At 41.9% G+C, this 20,651-nt stretch carries 16 protein-coding genes, 1 tRNA gene and 1 other RNA gene; 17 read left to right on the forward strand and 1 reads right to left on the reverse strand.

The window, feature by feature from the left end:
- Positions 1 to 86: 86 nt before the first annotated feature.
- From dnaG to HMPREF0833_RS01315, 14 genes are all read left to right on the forward strand, one after another.
- Positions 87 to 1,865 (forward strand): DNA primase, encoded by a 1,779-nt coding sequence (gene dnaG, locus HMPREF0833_RS01255; RefSeq protein ID WP_041818143.1) that lies wholly within the window; start codon positions 87 to 89, stop codon positions 1,863 to 1,865.
- A 2-nt stretch (positions 1,866 to 1,867) separates the two neighbouring features.
- On the forward strand, positions 1,868 to 2,977 hold the full coding sequence (gene rpoD / locus HMPREF0833_RS01260; RefSeq protein ID WP_013903347.1) for an RNA polymerase sigma factor RpoD: 1,110 nt from the start codon (positions 1,868 to 1,870) through the stop codon (positions 2,975 to 2,977).
- Between the two features lie 124 nt (positions 2,978 to 3,101).
- Positions 3,102 to 3,431 (forward strand): metal-sulfur cluster assembly factor, encoded by a 330-nt coding sequence (locus HMPREF0833_RS01265; RefSeq protein WP_004220168.1) that lies wholly within the window; start codon positions 3,102 to 3,104, stop codon positions 3,429 to 3,431.
- A gap of 170 nt (positions 3,432 to 3,601) precedes the next feature.
- A complete protein-coding gene (locus HMPREF0833_RS01270) occupies positions 3,602 to 4,309 on the forward strand; it encodes an ABC transporter ATP-binding protein (RefSeq protein WP_013903348.1) in 708 nt (235 codons plus the stop codon).
- A gap of 9 nt (positions 4,310 to 4,318) precedes the next feature.
- A complete protein-coding gene (locus HMPREF0833_RS01275; RefSeq protein WP_013903349.1) occupies positions 4,319 to 5,113 on the forward strand; it encodes a hypothetical protein in 795 nt (264 codons plus the stop codon).
- A 103-nt stretch (positions 5,114 to 5,216) separates the two neighbouring features.
- Positions 5,217 to 5,565: a transfer-messenger RNA gene (gene ssrA / locus HMPREF0833_RS10210) on the forward strand.
- An 11-nt stretch (positions 5,566 to 5,576) separates the two neighbouring features.
- Positions 5,577 to 5,664, forward strand: a tRNA-Ser gene (locus tag HMPREF0833_RS01280).
- Between the two features lie 97 nt (positions 5,665 to 5,761).
- Positions 5,762 to 8,863, forward strand: a complete 3,102-nt coding sequence (locus HMPREF0833_RS01285) for a DNA polymerase III subunit alpha (RefSeq protein ID WP_041818145.1) — start codon at positions 5,762 to 5,764, stop codon at positions 8,861 to 8,863.
- Positions 8,864 to 8,947: 84 nt separating this feature from the next.
- Positions 8,948 to 9,961, forward strand: coding sequence for a 6-phosphofructokinase (gene pfkA / locus HMPREF0833_RS01290; protein ID WP_013903351.1), 1,014 nt, complete (start codon positions 8,948 to 8,950; stop codon positions 9,959 to 9,961).
- 69 nt (positions 9,962 to 10,030) lie between these two features.
- A complete protein-coding gene (gene pyk / locus HMPREF0833_RS01295; RefSeq protein WP_013903352.1) occupies positions 10,031 to 11,536 on the forward strand; it encodes a pyruvate kinase in 1,506 nt (501 codons plus the stop codon).
- 176 nt (positions 11,537 to 11,712) lie between these two features.
- Complete coding sequence (lepB, locus tag HMPREF0833_RS01300) at positions 11,713 to 12,273, forward strand: signal peptidase I (RefSeq protein WP_013903353.1); 561 nt, start codon at positions 11,713 to 11,715, stop codon at positions 12,271 to 12,273.
- A gap of 99 nt (positions 12,274 to 12,372) precedes the next feature.
- Entirely contained in the window at positions 12,373 to 13,014 is a 642-nt protein-coding gene (locus tag HMPREF0833_RS01305) for an amino acid ABC transporter permease (RefSeq protein ID WP_013903354.1), read from the forward strand.
- A gap of 12 nt (positions 13,015 to 13,026) precedes the next feature.
- Positions 13,027 to 13,656, forward strand: coding sequence for an amino acid ABC transporter ATP-binding protein (locus HMPREF0833_RS01310; protein WP_041818150.1), 630 nt, complete (start codon positions 13,027 to 13,029; stop codon positions 13,654 to 13,656).
- 9 nt (positions 13,657 to 13,665) lie between these two features.
- Entirely contained in the window at positions 13,666 to 14,493 is an 828-nt protein-coding gene (locus HMPREF0833_RS01315; protein ID WP_013903356.1) for an amino acid ABC transporter substrate-binding protein, read from the forward strand.
- Positions 14,494 to 14,788: 295 nt separating this feature from the next.
- Here HMPREF0833_RS01315 and HMPREF0833_RS01320 read toward each other — a convergent pair whose 3' ends face one another.
- Positions 14,789 to 15,979, reverse strand: a complete 1,191-nt coding sequence (locus HMPREF0833_RS01320) for a cation diffusion facilitator family transporter (RefSeq protein ID WP_013903357.1) — start codon at positions 15,977 to 15,979, stop codon at positions 14,789 to 14,791.
- A 152-nt stretch (positions 15,980 to 16,131) separates the two neighbouring features.
- Here HMPREF0833_RS01320 and pcrA point away from each other — a divergent pair, with 152 nt between their 5' ends.
- The 3 genes from pcrA (at position 16,132) to HMPREF0833_RS01335 (ending at position 20,628) form a co-directional block, all read left to right on the forward strand.
- Entirely contained in the window at positions 16,132 to 18,417 is a 2,286-nt protein-coding gene (gene pcrA, locus HMPREF0833_RS01325; protein WP_041818468.1) for a DNA helicase PcrA, read from the forward strand.
- A gap of 483 nt (positions 18,418 to 18,900) precedes the next feature.
- Entirely contained in the window at positions 18,901 to 20,175 is a 1,275-nt protein-coding gene (locus HMPREF0833_RS01330) for a DUF2130 domain-containing protein (protein WP_013903359.1), read from the forward strand.
- Positions 20,176 to 20,184: 9 nt separating this feature from the next.
- Positions 20,185 to 20,628 carry a GNAT family N-acetyltransferase gene (locus HMPREF0833_RS01335; protein WP_013903360.1) on the forward strand — a complete coding sequence of 148 codons (444 nt, stop codon included), beginning with the start codon at positions 20,185 to 20,187 and terminating at the stop codon, positions 20,626 to 20,628.
- The last annotated feature ends 23 nt before the right edge of the window (positions 20,629 to 20,651 follow it).

Below are 20,651 nucleotides of genomic sequence, written 5' to 3' on the forward strand. Positions count from 1 at the left end.
TGAAATCGGTAGGAAAAAATTTACTTTTACTAACTTTTAGTATAAAATATAAAGTGATAATCTATGGTAAAATGGAGGCACTGTTTATGGTTGATAAAGAGCTGATTGTAGAAATTAAAAACAGTGTAAACATTGTTGAAGTCATTGGAGAAGTTGTTTCTTTGACCAAGGCTGGCCGTAATTTTTTAGGCCTGTGTCCTTTTCATGGAGAAAAGACTCCTTCCTTTAATGTCGTTGAAGACAAGCAGTTTTACCATTGTTTCGGATGTGGTCGCTCTGGAGATGTCTTTAAGTTTATAGAAGATTTTCGCGGAGTTTCCTTTATGGATGCGGTCCAGATTGTAGCAGAAAAAGCTGGCATTGCGCTTCAGTACCAGGCAAGGCCAAATCAACAGGCACAGGTGAATCCCCATCAAGAACTTTATGAGATTCATCAGGAAGCTAGTAAATTTTATCAAGCCATTCTGATGACGACAAAGATGGGAGAAGAAGCGCGAAATTATCTGCATGAACGTGGTCTGACCGATGAAGTTATCCGACATTTTCAATTGGGCTTAGCACCAGCAGCAGGGAATTATCTCTATCGAAATCTCTCTGAGAAATTTTCGGAGAAAGTCATTACAGATTCAGGCTTGTTTACAATTTCAGATACTGGAACGGTTTTTGATGCCTTTCAGGATCGGATCATGTTTCCCCTGACGGATGATAGCGGACGAGTCATTGCTTTTTCAGGTAGATTATGGAAAAAGATAGATGATGGGAGTCATCACGCTAAGTATAAAAATAGTCGCAGTACACGTCTATTTAATAAAAGCTATGAACTCTATCATTTGGATCAAGCCAAGGCGAGTGCTAAAAAACAACATGAAATGTATGTCATGGAAGGCTTTATGGATGTCATTGCGGCTTATCGAGCTGGGATTGAAAATGCTGTTGCCTCCATGGGGACAGCATTAACGCCTGAGCACGTCCAGCACTTGTCTCGTTTTTCTAAAAAAGTGGTTTTGACCTATGATGGGGATAAGGCAGGGCTTGAAGCGACAGCTAAGGCCTTGGATGTTCTGCAAGATCTGGAGTTGGAAATTGTCCGTATCCCTGATCAGATGGACCCAGATGAGTACCTCAAAAAAACTTCCCCAGAAGATCTAGCAGGCCTCTTGAAAAATTCTCGGATCAGTAAGGTTGAATTCTTGATGCAATACTGGAAACCCCAGTATATTGAGAATCTACAAGCGCAGATTGAGTTTGTAGAAAAGATGGCGCCTATAATCGCCCAGACGCGCTCCATTACAGCGCAAAATACCTATATTTATAAACTGGCGGATTTATTACCAGATTTTGATTATTTGCAGATTGAGCAGATTGTCAACAATAGTCGCTTGCATCAACGGCAAGAGGCTCAAAGTAGTGGACAATCAAGAACGTCGAATTTTTCAGTAGATTTATTACCCAATCGTGGGATGACGCGCTTGATCAAGGCGGAAAATCATTTGTTGAGTAGGATGAAGGATTTTCCAATGGTGTTGAATGATTATCGTTTACGACCTGATTTTTCCTTTGATACACCGGAACTACAGATCTTGTACCAATTGCTCTGTCAAAATGGAGAAGTTACTTCGCAGGATTTGTCCGAGCAAGCAGAAGGGGTTCAACACGCCTGGTACCGCATGTTAGAAGAAGATTTACCGGAAGAAATAGCGGATGGTGAATTAGAAGAAGTAGAAGCGACACGCACTCGTGAGCTCCTTCGCAAAGAAAGTCAACAAATTGGAAATAAGGTGAAAGAAGCTTCCTCGACTGGGGATGCAGAAAGAGCTTTATTGGAACTCGAGCGCTTGATCGCTCAAAAAAGAAGAATGGAGTAGGAATGGCTAAAGAACAAAAAGATATTACAACATTGGACGTTCAAATTGCAGAATTTATCCGCAGTCATAAGCAAAGTGGGGCTGCTACAGATGATGAAATTAATGATAAGTTGGTTATTCCTTTCACACTGGATGCAGATGGGATTGAAGATCTCCTGCAAAGAATTCAAGATGCAGGGATTTCGATCACGGATAAAGATGGCAACCCAAGTGCGCGTGTGTTGAACAATGAAGAAGAGCCAGAATTGTCAGATGAAGAATTGCTTGGAAGCAACTCTGCTAAGGTCAATGACCCAGTACGGATGTACTTGAAAGAAATTGGGGTTGTTCCTCTTTTGACCAATGAGGAAGAACAAGAATTAGCCATTTTGGTAGAACAAGGTGACTTGGAAGCCAAGCAACGTCTAGCTGAGGCTAACCTTCGTTTGGTTGTTTCCATTGCGAAACGTTACGTTGGTCGTGGGATGCAATTTTTGGATTTGATCCAAGAAGGAAACATGGGCTTGATGAAGGCGGTTGATAAGTTTGACTATACCAAAGGATTCAAGTTCTCCACTTACGCCACTTGGTGGATCCGTCAGGCCATCACTCGTGCCATTGCAGACCAAGCGCGTACCATTCGGATTCCTGTCCATATGGTGGAAACCATCAATAAATTGGTTCGTGAACAACGCAATCTTTTGCAAGAATTGGGACAAGATCCAACACCTGAACAAATTGCTGAACGCATGGATATGACGCCAGACAAAGTGCGCGAAATCTTGAAGATTGCCCAAGAACCCGTTTCTCTTGAAACCCCAATCGGTGAAGAGGACGATAGCCATTTGGGCGATTTCATCGAAGACGAAGTGATTGAAAATCCTGTAGACTATACCACTCGTGTGGTTCTACGTGAACAATTAGACGAAGTCCTCGATACCCTGACAGACCGTGAAGAAAATGTTTTGCGCCTTCGTTTTGGTCTCGATGATGGAAAAATGCGGACTTTGGAAGATGTGGGGAAGGTCTTCAACGTGACCCGTGAACGGATTCGTCAGATCGAAGCCAAAGCCCTTCGCAAACTCCGCCACCCAAGCAGAAGCAAACCATTGCGTGACTTTATTGAGGATTAAAAATGTCCAGTGGACATTTTTAACGGTCGCCTAAAAATGAAGAAGCGACCTAGGTCCTGGGGACCTTTTTAACCCGAGCCAAGAAATTCTATCGAGAGTAAAATAGCAAAAAAAAGGAAGTCATATGGCATATACAACTGAGCAAATTGAAGAAATTAAAAATAAAATCTTAAATGCTTTGGAAGAGGTAATCGATCCTGAGCTTGGGATTGACATTGTCAATTTAGGTCTTGTTTACGAGATCCATTTTGATGGTGAAACTGGAGCGACCATTATTGATATGACGCTAACGACCATGGGATGTCCATTAGCGGATCTTCTGACAGATCAGATTCATGATGTTTTAGCAGAAGTAGAAGAAGTGACATCTGTGGATGTGAAGTTGGTCTGGTATCCTGCTTGGACGGTTGAAAAAATGAGCCGCTATGCACGGATTGCACTTGGAATTAGTTAAAAATTCTATTTATCAAAACAAATCAGAGGTTGGGGCTTCCCTAACCTCTGATTTGTTTACACCTGTATTTTTGAACAACCATTTTCAATTCTTAGCAAATTTTCAGATAAAGTTGCAATCATCAAGAGGACAAGGTATAATAGCATAAATAGAAAATAAAGGAGATTTACATGAATCAGTATCCTTTGGTCTACTTGGACCATGTGACAAAGAATTATGGGCATGAAGTTGCTCTGATGGATGTTAGCCTGAACATTCAACCTGGCCGTATTATTGGCCTCTTGGGTCCTAATGGTAGTGGGAAAACGACCATTATTAAATTGATTAATGGTTTGTTGCAACCAAGCCTTGGAAATATCTATATTCATGGGCAATTACCATCCCCAGCTTCTAAAAAAGTTGTTTCCTATTTGCCTGATACAACTTATCTGAATGAAAATATGAAAATTATCGATGCTATTCGCTATTTCCAAGATTTTTATGCAGATTTTAATGTCCAACGTGCTTACCAATTGCTCAACGATTTGCATTTGCAACCAAATCAAAAATTGAATAGCCTTTCAAAAGGGAACAAGGAAAAAGTACAATTGATTTTGGTGATGAGTCGTGAAGCTGACTTGTATGTCCTTGATGAACCAATCGGTGGGGTCGACCCAGCAGCGCGTGATTATATTTTGCGGACCATAATTCAAAACAGACGTCTAAACTCTTCTGTCTTGATTTCCACTCACTTGATTGCTGATATTGAGCAAGTTTTGGATGAAGCGATTTTCATCAACCAAGGAAGAATCCTCTTGCATGAAAATACGACTGTTATGCGCAATCAATACGGAAAATCAATCGATGAGATCTTCCGAGATCAATTCCGTGTTTATTAGGAGGACCCTATGTTTGGTAAATTATTAAAATACGAATTTAAGTCAACAAGTAAATGGTATCTGTTGATTACTTTGATCGCACTAGGTTTGTCAGTGATTACAGGTATTATCGGAGGAAGTTCTACAACAACTTTTTCAAGTATGGAACCAGATACCATGCAAATGGTAGCAGGAACTCTTGGGATTCTCATTTTTGGAGGAGTCATTGGTCTTTATCTTAGTAACTACTATATTATTATCCGTCGTTTCTATTCCAACTTATACGGACGTGAAGGTTACTTGACCTGGACCCTTCCAGCTAGCCCTCATGCGATTATTTTGTCTAAATTTGTGGGAGCTTTAGTAGCGAGTCTTTACTGCCTATTCCTTCTATTTTTGAGTGGTTTTATCACAATTATTGTGATGGGCGCTGTCATTGGACAAGACATCTCTCCTGTATTTAGTATTATCGCTGAGGCTTTTAGTCATTCTATTGTTTATTGGATGATCATCTGGTGGATTTTTACCACTGCTTCAGGAATCTTCCTGTTTTATGTATCGATCGCACTTGGTCAACTGTTCCAAAATCGTCGTGGATTTAAGGCTATTCTGTTTTTCTTTCTTTTGTGCCTTATTTTAAGTATCATCGGTACAGCAGTCAATCCATTAAAAGATTCATATGCTGTCGGGTATGCATTGGTTTATGGAAATATTGATGATTTTGGACCTAACTTCATACCAGGTCTTATCTATGAAGTCATCAAAATTATTTCTATGTACTTCACTATTCACTATATCAGCAAGTACAAGTTGAATCTTCAATAATAACATGAAATTGAGCGAGGATGTTCTAGTAAGAAATTTCCTTGTTCAATTTTTTTCTTTTGCATTTTTAGCTACATTTTGATATACTAAATGTATTCGTTTTGGGGTCGTTACGGATTCGACAGGCATTATGAGGTATATTTTGCAACTCATCTAGCGGATGTAAAACGCCAGTTAAATATAACTGCAAAAAATAATAATTCTTACGCTTTAGCTGCCTAAACACCAGCAGGCGTGACCCGATTCGAATCGCTCGTGTTTGATGACAGGTCTTTATTTTAGCGAGATACGATCTAACTTTGTCTAGGAGTTAGATAAGAGATTGATAGACTCGCAATTACAGGGCTTGAGTTATGTGTCATGTAGCTGTTAAAATAAGACATAACCTATGGTTGTAGACAAATATGCTGGCAGGTGTTTGGACGTGGGTTCGACTCCCACCGGCTCCATATATTTTATTCATGGAAGATTACTCAAGAGGCTTAAGAGGCCGTGTTGGAAACGCGGTAGGCGTGTAAAAGCGTGCGTGGGTTCGAATCCCATGTCTTCCGTTGTTGAGACATCATTGTGTAGCAGTGATGTTTTTTTGTACAAAAAAGAGTTACAAAAGGAGTTATCAAAAATAGACGAGTGAGGGAGGAGAAAACAGTGATTGTACAGCTAGATACCAAAACAGTCTATACCTTTATGGAAAGCCTAGTGACCATAAAAGACTATGTCCAAGTGGCTAAAAGCATGGGTTATGATGCATTGGGAATCATGGATGTAGATAATTTGTATGGTGCTTATGAATTTATCGAAGCCTGTCAGGCCCACAACCTCAGCCCCTTGGTCGGTTTAGAAGTTGGACTAGAGGTAGACAATGAAACAATTCCGTTTCGGATGATTGCCCTGTCAACGAGGGGTTACCAGAATCTGATGAAAATGTCGACCCTCAAAATGATGGGGAAAAACAATTGGGAGGATGTGAAGCACCTTACAGAAGGAGTAGCAGTCATTGTCCCAGCGCCTTTTGCCAGTGAAGACTTGCCGCTTGGTCTAGATTACTTCATCGGAGTTTTTGCCGATACGCCGGTCCAAGAGTTTAGCCACCCTGTGCTCCCTCTTTATACTGTGCGTTTTTTTGAGGAGGAAGATGTGGAAGCCATGCAGATGCTGGCAGCCATCAAGGACAATCAAAGCTTGACGGAAACAGGGCCAAATGATCCTAGAACTGTCCTAAAAACCCCGCAGGATTTAAAGAATGATTTTGCAGAGCGATTTCCTCAAGCTATCACAAATCTGGAAAAACTTGTCCAAGGAATTCAATACGACATTGATACTCAGTTGAAATTACCTCGCTTCAATTCTCAGAAACCAGCTGTTGAGGAACTGAGAGAATTAGCCCAAGCTGGTCTTCTTCGAAAGAACTTGACCAATCCTGTCTATCAAGAACGTCTGGAGCATGAATTAGACATTATTCACCAAATGGGCTTTGATGATTATTTTTTGATTGTCTGGGACCTTCTTCGTTTCGGACGGAGTCAAGGCTATTATATGGGAATGGGACGTGGGTCTGCTGTGGGCTCACTGGTAGCCTATGCCCTAGAGATTACAGGGATTGATCCTGTGGAGAAGAACCTCCTGTTTGAGCGCTTTTTAAATGTGGAGCGCTACACCATGCCGGATATTGATATTGATATTCCTGATATTTATCGTCCAGAATTTATCCGCTATGTGAGAGACCGTTACGGGAGTTACCATGCGGCTCAGATCGTGACCTTTTCAACCTTTGGAGCCAAACAAGCCATTCGAGATGTCTTTAAACGTTTTGGAGTACCAGAGTACGAATTAACCTCCATTACCAAGCGGATTGGCTTTAGGGATACACTGACGACAGCTTATGAACAGAATCTAGCTTTTCGACAAGTGATTCATAGTCGAGCAGAATTTAAACGTGGCTTTGAAATTGCCAAAAGAATAGAAGGCCAACCTAGACAAACCTCGATCCACGCGGCGGGTGTTGTGATGAGTGATCAGGATTTGACGGATCACGTTCCTCTCAAGTACGGAGAAGATATGTTTGTCACCCAGTATGATGCCCATGCGGTTGAAGCCAATGGTCTGTTGAAGATGGACTTTTTGGGTCTGCGAAATTTAACCTTTGTTCAGAAAATGAAGGAAGCAGTTTATGAAAAGTACCAAGAAGAGATCGTGATTGAAGCCATTGATTTAGAAGATCCAGCAACCTTGGCCTTGTTTGCTGCTGGGGATACCAAGGGGATTTTCCAATTTGAACAGGCTGGAGCTATCCGCCTTTTGAGACGTGTGAGACCCAATCATTTCGAAGAAGTGGTAGCGACCACCTCTCTCAATCGTCCAGGAGCTAGTGATTACATTGATAATTTTGTCAAAAGAAAGCACGGCCAGGAAAAAGTTGACATTCTGGATCCAGCTATTGAAGAAATCTTACGGCCCACTTATGGGATCATGCTTTACCAAGAGCAGGTCATGCAGGTTGCCCAGCGTTTTGCAGGCTTTACCCTAGGGAAAGCCGATATTTTACGTCGGGCCATGGGCAAAAAAAATGCAACTGAAATGCACAAGATGGAGGACGATTTTGTCACGGGTGCTCTTAAACTTGGTCATACGGAAGAAAAAGCCAAAGAGGTCTTTGCAATCATGGAAAAATTCGCAGGCTATGGGTTTAACCGTTCCCATGCCTATGCCTATTCTGCCTTGGCCTTTCAGATGGCCTATTTCAAGGTTCATTATCCAGATGTTTTCTTTGATGTCATGCTCAATTATTCGAGCAGCGATTATCTGACAGATGCTCTCCAGTTTGATTTTAAAGTCGCGCCATTATCCATCAATACCATCCCTTACAGAGATAAGTTTCAGGATCGAAAAATTTACTTGGGAATGAAAAATATCAAGGGACTTCCAAGAGATTTAGCGTATTGGATCATTGACAATCGTCCCTTTGAAAGTGTCGAAGATTTTATTTTACGCCTTCCTAATCAGTATCATAAATTACCTCTGTTGACGCCTTTAGTAGAACTAGGGTTGTTTGATAACTTTGAGAAGAATAGACGCAAGGTGCTTCACAATTTGCCGAATTTATTTGTCTTTGCAGATGAGCTAGGCAGTTTGTTTGCGGATTCTAACTACTCCTGGACAGAGGCAGAGGACTATAGTCAGGCTGAAAAATATGAGAAGGAAGAGGCCATTATTGGCATCGGGCTCAGTACCCACCCATTGGTTGCGATTGGGCAAACGAGTCCCTACGAGATCCAACCAATTTCTCAACTCATACAAGGAGAGCAGGCACGCATTCTCATTGAGGTACAAAGCATTCGAACTATTCGAACCAAGTCGGGAGATCTCATGGCTTTCTTACAAGTCAGTGATACCAAGAAAAAACTGGATGTGACCCTTTTCCCTGAAACCTATAATCGATTTTCCTCCTTGATAAAAGAAGGTGGCTTTTATTACTTGACGGGGAAGGTACAGGAGCGTGATGGGCGCTTACAGATGATTCTAGCAGAGGCTCAACTAGCTACTAATGAGAAATTCTGGATTCAGTTGCTCGATCATCGTCAGGATCAAACGATTCTTTCTATCTTGAAAAAATATCCAGGGCCATATCCTGTGGTATTACGCTATGAAGATGAGAAAAAAACTCTTCAATTGAAGGGCTATACAGTTCAGAAAAACAAAGAATTGGAAGATGAACTAAAGATTCTCGTTATGAAAACGATTTATCGGTAAAAACTGCGAAAAATACGAGAATTTTAGTCTTCTTTGTGTTATAATTACGTAGAATGTAAAAGAAAAAAAGGAGCAAACAACGAAATGAAACGTATTGCTGTTTTAACTAGTGGTGGAGATGCCCCTGGTATGAATGCTGCCATCCGTGCAGTTGTTCGTCAAGCAATTTCAGAAGGAATGGAAGTTTTCGGTATCTATGATGGATATGCGGGAATGGTTGCTGGTAAAATTCAGCCCCTTGATAGATCATCTGTTGGAGATATTATTTCCCGTGGTGGTACTTTCCTTCATTCAGCACGTTACCCTGAATTCGCACAACGCGAAGGTCAATTAAAAGGGATCGAGCAATTGAAGAAACACGGGATCGAAGGTGTTGTCGTTATTGGTGGAGATGGTTCTTACCATGGTGCGATGCGCTTGACTGAACTTGGATTCCCAGCTGTTGGTCTTCCTGGTACGATCGACAACGATATTGTCGGAACTGATTTTACAATTGGTTTTGATACTGCAGTCACAACTGCAATGGACGCGATCGATAAGATCCGTGATACTTCATCTAGTCACCACCGTACCTTCGTTATTGAAGTGATGGGACGTAACGCTGGAGATATCGCTCTTTGGGCAGGGATTGCATCTGGTGCAGATGAAATCATCATTCCTGAAGAAGGATTCAAGATCGAAGATGTTGTTGAGAGCATCAAAGAAGGTTACGCAAAAGGCCGTACCCACAACATTATCATTTTAGCTGAAGGCGTGATGTCTGCAGATGAATTCGGTAAAGCCTTGAAAGCGGCTGGTGATGAAAGTGACCTTCGTGTGACTGAACTTGGCCACATCCAACGTGGTGGTTCACCTACTGCGCGTGACCGTGTTCTTGCTTCACGTATGGGAGCACACGCTGTTAAATTGCTGAAACAAGGAATCGGTGGTGTAGCCGTTGGTATCCGTAATGAAAAAATGGTTGAAAACCCAATCCTTGGTAAAGCAGAAGAAGGAGCCCTCTTTAGCTTGACAGAAGATGGTAAGATTGTGGTAAACAATCCACATAAAGCTGATCTTGGTCTTGCCGAGTTGAACCGTAGCTTGTCTTCAATCTAATTTTATTTCATTAATTCGTTAACCTTGTCTTAAAAAGACAGATATATTAAAAAAGGAGTCATATATATCATGAACAAACGTGTAAAAATCGTTGCAACTTTAGGTCCTGCGGTAGAAATCCGTGGCGGTAAAAAATTCGGTGAAGATGGATACTGGGCTGAAAAACTTGACGTTGAAGCTTCAGCACAAAACATTGCTAAATTGATCGAAGCTGGCGCAAACACTTTCCGTTTCAACTTCTCACACGGTGACCACCAAGAACAAGGTGAACGTATGGCGACTGTTAAACGTGCAGAAGAAATCGCTGGTAAAAAAGTTGGTTACCTTCTTGATACAAAAGGTCCTGAAATCCGTACTGAATTGTTCGAAGGCGAAGCTAAAGAATATTCATACAAGACTGGTGAACGTATCCGCGTTGCTACAAAACAAGGTATCAAATCAACTCGTGAAGTGATTGCTTTGAACGTTGCTGGTGCGCTTGACATCTTTGATGATGTTGAAGTTGGACACCAAGTATTGGTTGATGATGGTAAATTGGGTCTTCGAGTTGTAGAAAAAGACGCTGCAAAACGTGAATTTGTTGTTGAAGTTGAAAACGATGGTATCATCGCTAAACAAAAAGGTGTAAACATCCCTAACACTAAGATTCCTTTCCCAGCACTTGCTGAACGCGATAACGACGATATCCGCTTCGGTTTGGAACAAGGTATCAACTTCATCGCGATCTCATTTGTACGTACTGCAAAAGATGTTCAAGAAGTTCGTGCTATCTGTGAAGAAACTGGTAACAGCCACGTTCAATTGTTTGCGAAAATCGAAAACCAACAAGGTATCGAAAACTTGGATGAAATCATCGAAGTTACTGACGGTATCATGATCGCTCGTGGTGACATGGGTATCGAAGTACCATTCGAAATGGTTCCAGTTTACCAAAAAATGATTACTTCTAAAGTAAATGCTGCGGGTAAAGTTGTTATCACTGCAACAAACATGCTTGAAACAATGACTGAAAAACCACGTGCAACTCGTTCAGAAGTATCTGACGTCTTCAACGCGGTTATCGATGGTACTGATGCTACAATGCTTTCAGGTGAATCTGCAAACGGTAAATACCCACTTGAATCTGTAGCTACAATGGCGAAAATTGACATGAACGCTCAAACACTTTTGAAAGAATATGGTCGTTTGAACCCAGCTTCATTCGAACGTAACTCTAAGACAGAAGTTATGGCTTCAGCTGTTAAAGATGCTACAAACTCAATGGATATCAAATTGGTTGTAACATTGACTAAGACAGGTCACACTGCACGTTTGATCTCTAAATACCGTCCAGATGCTGATATCTTGGCATTGACATTTGACGAATTGACTGAACGTGGATTGATGTTGAACTGGGGTGTTATCCCAATGTTGACAGATGCTCCTTCATCAACTGATGATATGTTCGAAATTGCTGAACGTAAAGCAGTTGAAGCTGGTCTTGTTAAATCTGGTGATGATATCGTTATCGTTGCTGGTGTACCAGTTGGAGAAGCTGTTCGTACAAACACAATGCGTATCCGTACAGTACGTTAATAGACAATTATATCTTAAAGCCTTGCAGGTTGGTCCGAAAGGATTGACCGCGAGGTTTTTTTTCTAACGGCTTTTTTCTAAATGTGACTATTGATAAGAATCACTTCCAAAGATTTCTTTCTCTTTTTTTAAGACAGAAAACATGGTATAATAAATAAAAAGGAAGGGAGACATTCATGCCAAGGAGAGATTTAATTAGAAATGTCATCATTGTCGGTGTACTGGTTTTAGCACTGATCTTATTACGAATCTTTGTATTTCATCCATTTAGTATTAATGATAAGATGGCCAATGCTTCTGTGAAAAATGGAGATCTTGTGGTAGCGACTAGAAATGCTCAGGTAGATCGCAGTGATCTGGTCTTATACAAGGTCGGTGGAAAAGAATACCTTGGACGTGTCATTGCCAAAGAAAACGATGAAGTCAGCTATGTAGATGACGTCCTCTATTTGAATGGACAGGCAACACCAGAACCTTACCTGAATAAAATGCTGAACAAACATCTAGCTGCTCCAACGAGTAATGGGTATTATACGGACGATTTCTTCTTATCAGAGTTAAAAGGGACCAAGGCTGGTCGTGTACCATCCGATACCTATCTAGTCTTAAATGATAACCGTGGAGATACAGAAGATAGCCGTGAGTTTGGCTATATCCATAAAAATCAGATCGAAGGAGTCGTGAATCTGCGGCTCTATCCTCTCAATAAATTTGGATTTATAAAAGTAGAAGAATAGCCGAAAGGCTATTTTTTTTATAAATATCAAAATGAACTAGTTATTTTCCCATTTTTGTGGTAAGATATTCATTAAATATTTTTTTAGGAGGAGAATGCTATGCAGTATGCTTTGGAAATTTTACCAAGTTTGTTAAAGGGAGCAAGCCTCACCTTGCAAGTGTTTGCTTTCGTATTGATTTTATCGATTCCACTAGGAATCGTTGTTGCCTTTTTGCTTCAATTGCGCTCAAAGATCCTGCATGGACTCCTAACGATTTATATCTGGGTCATGCGAGGGACCCCTCTATTGCTCCAGTTGATCTTTATTTATTACGTCCTTCCAAGTATTGGGATTCGGATTGATCGGTTACCTGCGGCTATTATGGCCTTCACCCTTAATTATGCAGCCTATTTTGCAGAAATCTTTCGTGGCGGGATTGTTGCAATTCCGACAGGGCAGTATGAGGCGGCCAAGGTCTTAAAACTGAGTTCTTGGCAAACGATTCGCTACATTATTTTGCCTCAGGTGGTGAAGATCGTTCTTCCAAGTGTCTTCAATGAAGTCATGTCCTTGATCAAAGACACTTCCTTGGTCTATGCTCTGGGAATCAGTGATTTGATCCTCGCAAGTCGGACGGCAGCCAATCGTGATGCCAGTCTAGCACCTATGTTTTTAGCGGGAGCTATTTATTTAATCCTCATTGGGATTGTGACCATCATTGCCAAGCGGGTTGAAAAGAACTTTTCATATTATAAATAGGAGGAGATGCATATGTTAGAATTAAAACAAATTTCGAAACGTTTTGGGGATAAGCAGATCTTATCAGATTTTAATCTTCTCGTTCCTGAAAAACAAATCGTTGCCATTGTTGGACCTTCTGGAGGAGGAAAGACCACCTTGCTTCGTATGCTAGCTGGTCTTGAAACGATCGACTCTGGTCAGATCATCTACAATGGTGAAAACTTGCCTCTAGATGCCTTAGAAAAACGAAATCTTCTCGGATTTGTCTTCCAGGACTTTCAATTATTTCCACACTTATCGGTCATGGAAAACCTCATTTTGTCCCCCATCAAGACCATGAATGTGAGTAAGGAAGATGCTAGTAAAAAAGCCATGAGTTTACTGGAGCGCTTGGGGCTCGAATATCATGCGGATGCTTATCCCTTCTCCCTATCGGGTGGTCAGAAGCAACGGGTGGCATTGGCGCGTGCCATGATGATCGATCCAGAAATTATTGGCTATGATGAGCCGACTTCGGCCTTGGATCCAGAATTGCGATTAGAAGTTGAGAAGTTAATCTTGCAAAACCGTGAACTGGGGATGACCCAGATCGTTGTTACCCATGATATTCCATTTGCAGAAGCGATTGCGGATGTTCTTCTCAAGGTTGAGCCTAAATAGGAGGAGAGGATGAAACGAGTAATACCATGGTTGCTAGGTGTCCTTAGTCTCGTCTTTCTGACAGCCTGCGGGCAGACAGTGAGTGATCCTAAAGTGGACAACTGGCAAAAATACCAAAAAGAGCAGTCCATCACGATTGGTTTTGATAATACTTTCGTTCCTATGGGCTTTGAACAAAAAGATGGAACCTATGCGGGTTTTGATATTGATTTGGCCAATCAAGTCTTTGAATCTTATGGGATTCATGTGAACTGGCAACCCATTGATTGGGACATGAAAGAGACGGAACTAAAAAATGGGACCATTGATGCCATCTGGAATGGCTATTCGGCTACAGATGAACGTCGGGAAAGTGTTGCTTTTACAAAGCCCTATATGAAAAACGAGCAAGTCTTGGTCACAAAGAAAGCATCTGGGATCCAATCAGTCGATGGGATGAAAGAGAAACGATTAGGTGCCCAGACCGGATCGTCTGGCTATATGGATTTTGAAGCCAATCCTAAAATCTTAAAAAATAAGGTCAAAAATCAAAAGGCTACCCAATACCAGAGTTTCAATGAGGCGCTGATCGATCTTCAGAATGATCGGATCGATGGCCTTTTAATCGACCGTGTCTATGCTAACTATTATCTACAAACAGAAGGAATTTTAAAAGACTACAATGTCTTTCCTGTTGGTTTTGAGACAGAATCCTTTGCAGTAGGGGTACGCAAGTCAGATAAAACCTTGAAGAAAAAAATTGATGAAGCTTTCGTAAAACTCTATCAAAAGGGTCAGTTCCAAAAGATCTCTAAGAAGTGGTTCGGAACGGATGTAGTGACAGATGACATCAAGTAAAAAAGCTAGGAAATGATTCCTAGCTTTAGATTAAAGACAAAGTTATCTTAAAAACTTTCCTTAGGTGAGTACGGACGTCAGCGAACTTCTACGAAGTTCCATGACTTAGTTTTGAACCTAAGGTTTCAAAACTCCCGAGTGCTAGAAACATCACTGTTTCTAGCACTTTTCTCACAGCGGAAAGTTTTGGTATACTTTTGATTCATTTTAAAAATTAGAAAATTTTTAGAGAATCAATTAACTTTTTTTATAAGGTTTGGATACTCTCTCAAGCTAGGAAATACTTCCTAGCTTTTTAGTCTGTTTTATTAGTAATTTGATGGAAAATCTTTTGCCAAGTTTCGTGGCGACGCCAGAGACTGGTATGGATTTGACCGTCTAGTTCATAGCGTATGAGTTTGGTTTTTTGACTGATGGACTCCAGTTCAAAGTTTTGGAATTGAACTTGGTCGCTTGCGAGAGCCTCTATTAATTCCGCCTTGTGGTGTTCGTGACCGGTATCGTCAATCAAGGTATAACTATCCGCTAGCAATGTATCAAACTCTTGCTTAGCATAGAGGCGTTTTTCGTAGGTCAAGAGTTTCTTTTCAACGTTTTCGATCAGCTCATCCTCAGGAATCGAGCTAGGTTCCACATGGACGTCAATGTCAAAAACTCCAAATTCTTCTGTCAAGAGATCCTCGACTTCTTCTGTAATGGCATGACTTTCATAGACTGAAAGATCGGGATTCATCTCCAAGACAACGTCCAGATAGATATTGCTTCCGTAGGTCCGCCCGCGTTGAGATTTCACACGCGCAATCTTAGGGAGTTTTAAAATAGCTTTTTCGTAATCTTCGAGGAGACTATCGTCAAAGCCGTCTGAAAGACTAAAGGAAGATTCCATAAAAATATCGTAGGCTGTTTTGAGGATAAAGAAGGTGATGATGATGGCTGCGATTTTATCGACAATTGGATAGTTAAAAGCACTAGCAGCGATCGCGATCGACGTTCCAAGAGATGTGACGACATCTGAAAGATTGTCTTTTGCGGCCGCTTTTAAGGCTTTTGATTTGGCCTGTTTTGCTAAGCGAAGATTGTAGAAATAAACGCCTAGCATGACAAGGGCAGAAACCACTCCGACACCAGCACCGAGTGGATCAATACTAACGGTTTCATTGCTGAAGATCTTTTGGAGGGTATCGCGTAAGACATCAAAACCGACATAAAACATAATGATGGAGGTGACTAGACTAGCTAGATCCTCAATTTTCCAGTGACCAAACTTGTGATCACGGTCAGCTGGTTGGCGAGCGAGACGAATCCCGATGAGCAGGGCAGCATTGCTGATAATATCTGATAAGTTGTTAAATCCATCGGCTACCAAACTAGAGGAGTGAAGCAGATGACCAGTAGCTAATTTTGCTGAAGAAAGTAGTAAATAGGCTAAAATACTGATGACGGCACCACGTTCGGCCAGTTTTAAGTTACTGTATGGTTTTTCCAAAATTTCCTCCTACAACCTCGGATATGAACCTGTTTTCTTTAAGCTACTATTATATCGTTTTTGGAAGGGAAATTCAAATGAGTCCTTTTTTAAAAGAAGCTAGGTCGGTTTTTGTGGTATAATAGAACGATTGAATGAATGGGGAGAATGAGATGAATCCTTTATTGAATGGTATGAATGATCGCCAAGCAGAGGCGGTCCAAACGACAGAAGGTCCCCTCTTGATCATGGCGGGGGCTGGTTCTGGTAAGACACGTGTCTTGACCCATCGCATCGCTTACTTGATCGATGAAAAAATGGTCAATCCTTGGAATATTTTGGCCATTACCTTTACCAATAAAGCCGCTCGGGAGATGAAGGAGCGGGCTTATCAGTTAAATCCAGCGACTCAAGATTGCTTGATTGCCACCTTCCACTCCATGTGTGTGCGTATCCTCCGTCGAGATGCGGATCACATTGGCTACAATCGAAATTTTACCATTGTCGATCCAGGTGAGCAACGGACCTTGATGAAGCGCATCTTGAAGTCTTTGAATTTGGATCCTAAGAAATGGAATGAACGGACCATTTTGGGAACTATTTCCAATGCCAAAAATGACTTGATCGATGAAGTGGCCTATGCCGCCCAGGCTGGAGATATATATACCCAGATCGTCGCCAAGTGTTATGAGGCTTACCAAAAGGAACTCCGTCAGTCAGAAGCAGTGGACTTTGATGATTTGATCATGCTGACCTTGCGTCTTTTTGATCAGCATCCTGATGTGCTGACCTATTACCAGCAGAAGTTCCAATACATCCATGTAGATGAGTACCAAGATACCAACCATGCCCAATACCAATTGGTCAAACTCTTGGCTTCTCGCTTTAAAAATATCTGTGTTGTTGGGGATGCTGACCAGTCTATTTATGGCTGGCGGGGAGCGGATATGCAAAACATCCTAGACTTTGAAAAGGATTATCCCGATGCCAAGGTCGTTTTGTTAGAGGAAAATTACCGCTCGACTAAGACGATTTTGCAAGCAGCCAATGATGTCATCAAAAACAATCGCCACCGCCGTCCGAAGAATCTCTGGACACAAAATGAAGACGGGGAAGAGATTGTCTATTACCGGGCTAATGACGAGCAGGATGAAGCAGTCTTTGTTGCTAAAACCATTGAAGAGCTTAGTCGCGAAGCTGGCTACAAACACCGTGATTTTGCTGTTCTATACCGGACAAATGCCCAGTCACGGACCATTGAAGAAGCCTTACTCAAGTCCAACATTCCCTACACCATGGTAGGGGGCACCAAGTTCTACAGCCGGAAGGAAATTCGGGATGTCATTGCTTATCTGAACTTGATTGCTAACCTCAGTGACAATATCAGTTTTGAGCGCATTATCAATGAACCTAAGCGGGGAATCGGGCCGGGTACAGTGGATAAGATTCGCGATTTTGCCCAAATGCAAGAGGCTTCGCTCCTGGATGCTTCGGCTAATATCATGCTCTCAGGTATCAAAGGAAAGGCAGCCCAGGCTATCTGGGATTTTGCCAATCTCATTCTTGATTTGCGAGAAAGATTGGACCAGCTGACAATTACAGAGTTGGTCGAAGAAGTCCTTGATAAGACAGGTTACATGATGGCCCTAACCAATCAGGGGAATTTAGAAAGTCAGGCCCGCATCGAGAATATCCAAGAGTTCCTGTCTGTTACCAAGAATTTTGATGAAAACGGGGAAACCGTCGAAGACGAAACAGGTGTGGAAACCTTGAGTCGTTTCTTGAATGATTTGGCTTTGATTGCCGATACAGACGATGGAGCGCAAGAGACCTCAGAAGTGACCTTGATGACCCTTCACGCGGCCAAAGGTTTGGAATTCCCAGTGGTCTTCTTGATTGGGATGGAAGAAAACGTCTTTCCTCTTAGTCGTGCAGCAGAGGATCCAGATGAGTTGGAAGAAGAGCGTCGTTTGGCTTACGTGGGGATCACGCGGGCAGAGAAGGTTCTCTTCTTGACCAATGCCAATTCTCGTTTGCTCTTTGGGCGGACCAGCTACAACCGTCCGACGCGCTTTATCAATGAAATTAGCTCAGATTTGTTAACCTACCAAGGATTAGCGCGTCCGGCCAACACAAGCTTTAAGGCTTCTTATAGCAATGGTGGCGGAACGACCTTTGGAAAAGGCATGAGTCTGTCACAAGCCCTTCAAGAGCGCAAGAGACAAGCAGCTCCAAGTGCCCTCACGTCATCAAGCCTACCCTTTGGCAATAGTAACCGAGCGGGTGCCAAAGAAACCGTCGCTTGGTCTATTGGCGACATTGCCATTCACAAGAAGTGGGGCGAAGGAACTGTGCTTGAAGTCTCTGGTAGTGGCAACACCCAAGAACTCAAGATCAACTTCCCAGAAGTGGGTCTCAAAAAACTCTTGGCAAGTGTCGCGCCGATTGAGAAGAAATAAACTGAAACCAGTAAGCCTAGCTTGCTGGTTTTGTCCTTTTATAAAACTTCCCTTAGGTGAGGACGGACGGTAGCGACTCACTTTGGGATTCCATGCCTCAGATTTGAGCCATCCGTCTCAAATCTACCGAGAGAGTGGGACAGAAATCGGTAATTCGTTAGAATTCGATTTCGTCGTCCCACCTCCGCACAGTTGAGTAGGGCTGTAAAAGCTGATAAAATCAGCGTAGTAGAGCCCACTCAACCACTGCGTCTTGCTCGATAATCCAAAGACAATTGAGAGGCTAGGACTTTTGTCCCAGCCTCTTTTCTCACGGCGGGAAGTTTTAATGGTTCGCTTCCGCTTCCTCAAATGCTCTTATGTCCACTATTCCTGTTATAAACTTAATTGTGAAGGGAAATAGTGGGAGCAAGCCTCGTTTGCTGGTTTTGATTTTACAGGTGGCATGATATAATATACTAAGAATAGAGAAAGAGGCCTACTATGAACGAAATCAAGTGTCCCAACTGTGGGGAAGTTTTTACAGTTAATGAAAGTCAATACAGCGAACTCTTGTCACAGGTACGAACAGCGGAGTTTGACAAGGAAATTCATGAGCGGATTCGGCAAGAGTTGGCTTTAGCTGAGCAAAAAGCCCTCAATGAACAGCAAGAGAAGTTAGCCAAGAAGGACCAAGAAATTGCCCAGTTACAAAACCAGATTCAACAGTTTGATACTGAAAAAGAATTGGCGAAAAAGGAAGTAGAGCAAACCGCTAGCCAAAGTCTGCTAGAGAAAGAAAAAGAAGTTCAGGCACTGGAGAATCAGTTGGCCACCTTGCGCTTGGAGCATGAAAACCAACTGCAAAAGACGCTTTCTGACCTAGAGAAAGAAAGAGACCAGGTCAAAAATCAGCTCCTTTTACAAGAAAAAGAAAACGAGCTTTCTCTTGCTTCGGTGAAACAAAACTATGAAGCACAGCTTAAAGCGGCCAATGAGCAAGTTGAGTTTTACAAGAATTTCAAGGCCCAACAATCAACCAAGGCCATTGGGGAAAGTCTGGAGCAGTATGCGGAGAGTGAGTTTAACAAGGTCCGTAGCTTTGCCTTCCCTAATGCCTATTTTGAAAAGGACAACAAGGTCTCTGCACGTGGGTCTAAAGGGGACTTTATCTTCCGTGACTTTGATGAAAATGGGCTGGAATTCATTTCCATCATGTTTGAGATGAAAAATGAAGCGGATGGAACTGAGAAGAAGCATAAGAACGCTGATTTTTACAAAGAATTAGACAAAGACCGTCGGGAAAAGAACTGTGAGTATGCTGTATTAGTTTCGATGTTAGAAGCCGATAATGACTACTTCAACACAGGGATTGTCGATGTCAGCCACGAGTATGAGAAGATGTATGTCGTCCGTCCTCAGTTCTTTATCCAATTGATTGGTCTCTTACGCAATGCGGCTCTTAACTCTCTTAAATACAAGCAGGAGTTAGCGCTTATCCGTGAGCAAAATATTGACATCACCCACTTTGAAGAAGATCTAGACGCCTTCAAGGTTGCCTTTGCTAAGAACTACAATTCAGCCTCAGTCAACTTTGGCAAGGCCATCGATGAAATCGACAAAGCCATCAAGCGCATGGAAGAAGTCAAGAAATTCTTGACTACATCAGAAAATCAACTCCGCCTTGCCAACAACAAGCTGGATGATGTATCAGTCAAAAAATTGACCCGCAAAAATCCGACCATGAAAGCGAAATTTGAAGCACTGAGGGGAGAATAGGAGGATCCTATGCAGATACGAAAAGCAACCATGAAAGATGCTGAAGCCCTACTGTCTTTATACGAAGACTTGGGCTATCAAACGACCGCTTCTAAGCTGTCTCGACGTTTAGAAATGATTCTTTCTCAACCACATTATGGCTGTCTTCTAGCTGAAAGAAACGGAGAAATTTTAGGTTTCTTAGGTTATGCAAAGCTCTTCTTTTTTGAAGCAGATGGATCTTACTATCGTATTTTAGCTTTGTCTGTTGCAAAAGAAACAAGACGACAAGGAATTGCTAGTAGGTTAATCGATGAATTGAAAAAACAAGCGGTAAAAGAAGGAGTTGATGCACTGGCTTTAAATAGTGGATTAACCGCTGAACGAAATGCTGCACATCAGTTTTATCAGGCAGTTGGATTTGAAAAAGTGACTGCCGGCTTTGCCTTGCATTTAAAAACTCAACATAAATGAATCATGAAAAAATAGTAGAGGGA

The sequence above is a fragment of the Streptococcus parasanguinis ATCC 15912 genome, from assembly GCF_000164675.2.
GTDB lineage: Bacteria > Bacillota > Bacilli > Lactobacillales > Streptococcaceae > Streptococcus > Streptococcus parasanguinis.

Coding starts and splice junctions, on each gene's coding strand:
- HMPREF0833_RS01335 (WP_013903360.1), top strand. CDS start 20,185: ATGCAGATACGAAAAGCAACCATGAAAGATGCTGAAGCCCTACTGTCT.
- pyk (WP_013903352.1), top strand. CDS start 10,031: ATGAACAAACGTGTAAAAATCGTTGCAACTTTAGGTCCTGCGGTAGAA.
- HMPREF0833_RS01265 (WP_004220168.1), top strand. CDS start 3,102: ATGGCATATACAACTGAGCAAATTGAAGAAATTAAAAATAAAATCTTA.
- HMPREF0833_RS01315 (WP_013903356.1), top strand. CDS start 13,666: ATGAAACGAGTAATACCATGGTTGCTAGGTGTCCTTAGTCTCGTCTTT.
- HMPREF0833_RS01330 (WP_013903359.1), top strand. CDS start 18,901: ATGAACGAAATCAAGTGTCCCAACTGTGGGGAAGTTTTTACAGTTAAT.
- pcrA (WP_041818468.1), top strand. CDS start 16,132: ATGAATCCTTTATTGAATGGTATGAATGATCGCCAAGCAGAGGCGGTC.
- lepB (WP_013903353.1), top strand. CDS start 11,713: ATGCCAAGGAGAGATTTAATTAGAAATGTCATCATTGTCGGTGTACTG.
- rpoD (WP_013903347.1), top strand. CDS start 1,868: ATGGCTAAAGAACAAAAAGATATTACAACATTGGACGTTCAAATTGCA.
- HMPREF0833_RS01310 (WP_041818150.1), top strand. CDS start 13,027: ATGTTAGAATTAAAACAAATTTCGAAACGTTTTGGGGATAAGCAGATC.
- pfkA (WP_013903351.1), top strand. CDS start 8,948: ATGAAACGTATTGCTGTTTTAACTAGTGGTGGAGATGCCCCTGGTATG.
- HMPREF0833_RS01275 (WP_013903349.1), top strand. CDS start 4,319: ATGTTTGGTAAATTATTAAAATACGAATTTAAGTCAACAAGTAAATGG.
- dnaG (WP_041818143.1), top strand. CDS start 87: ATGGTTGATAAAGAGCTGATTGTAGAAATTAAAAACAGTGTAAACATT.
- HMPREF0833_RS01270 (WP_013903348.1), top strand. CDS start 3,602: ATGAATCAGTATCCTTTGGTCTACTTGGACCATGTGACAAAGAATTAT.
- HMPREF0833_RS01305 (WP_013903354.1), top strand. CDS start 12,373: ATGCAGTATGCTTTGGAAATTTTACCAAGTTTGTTAAAGGGAGCAAGC.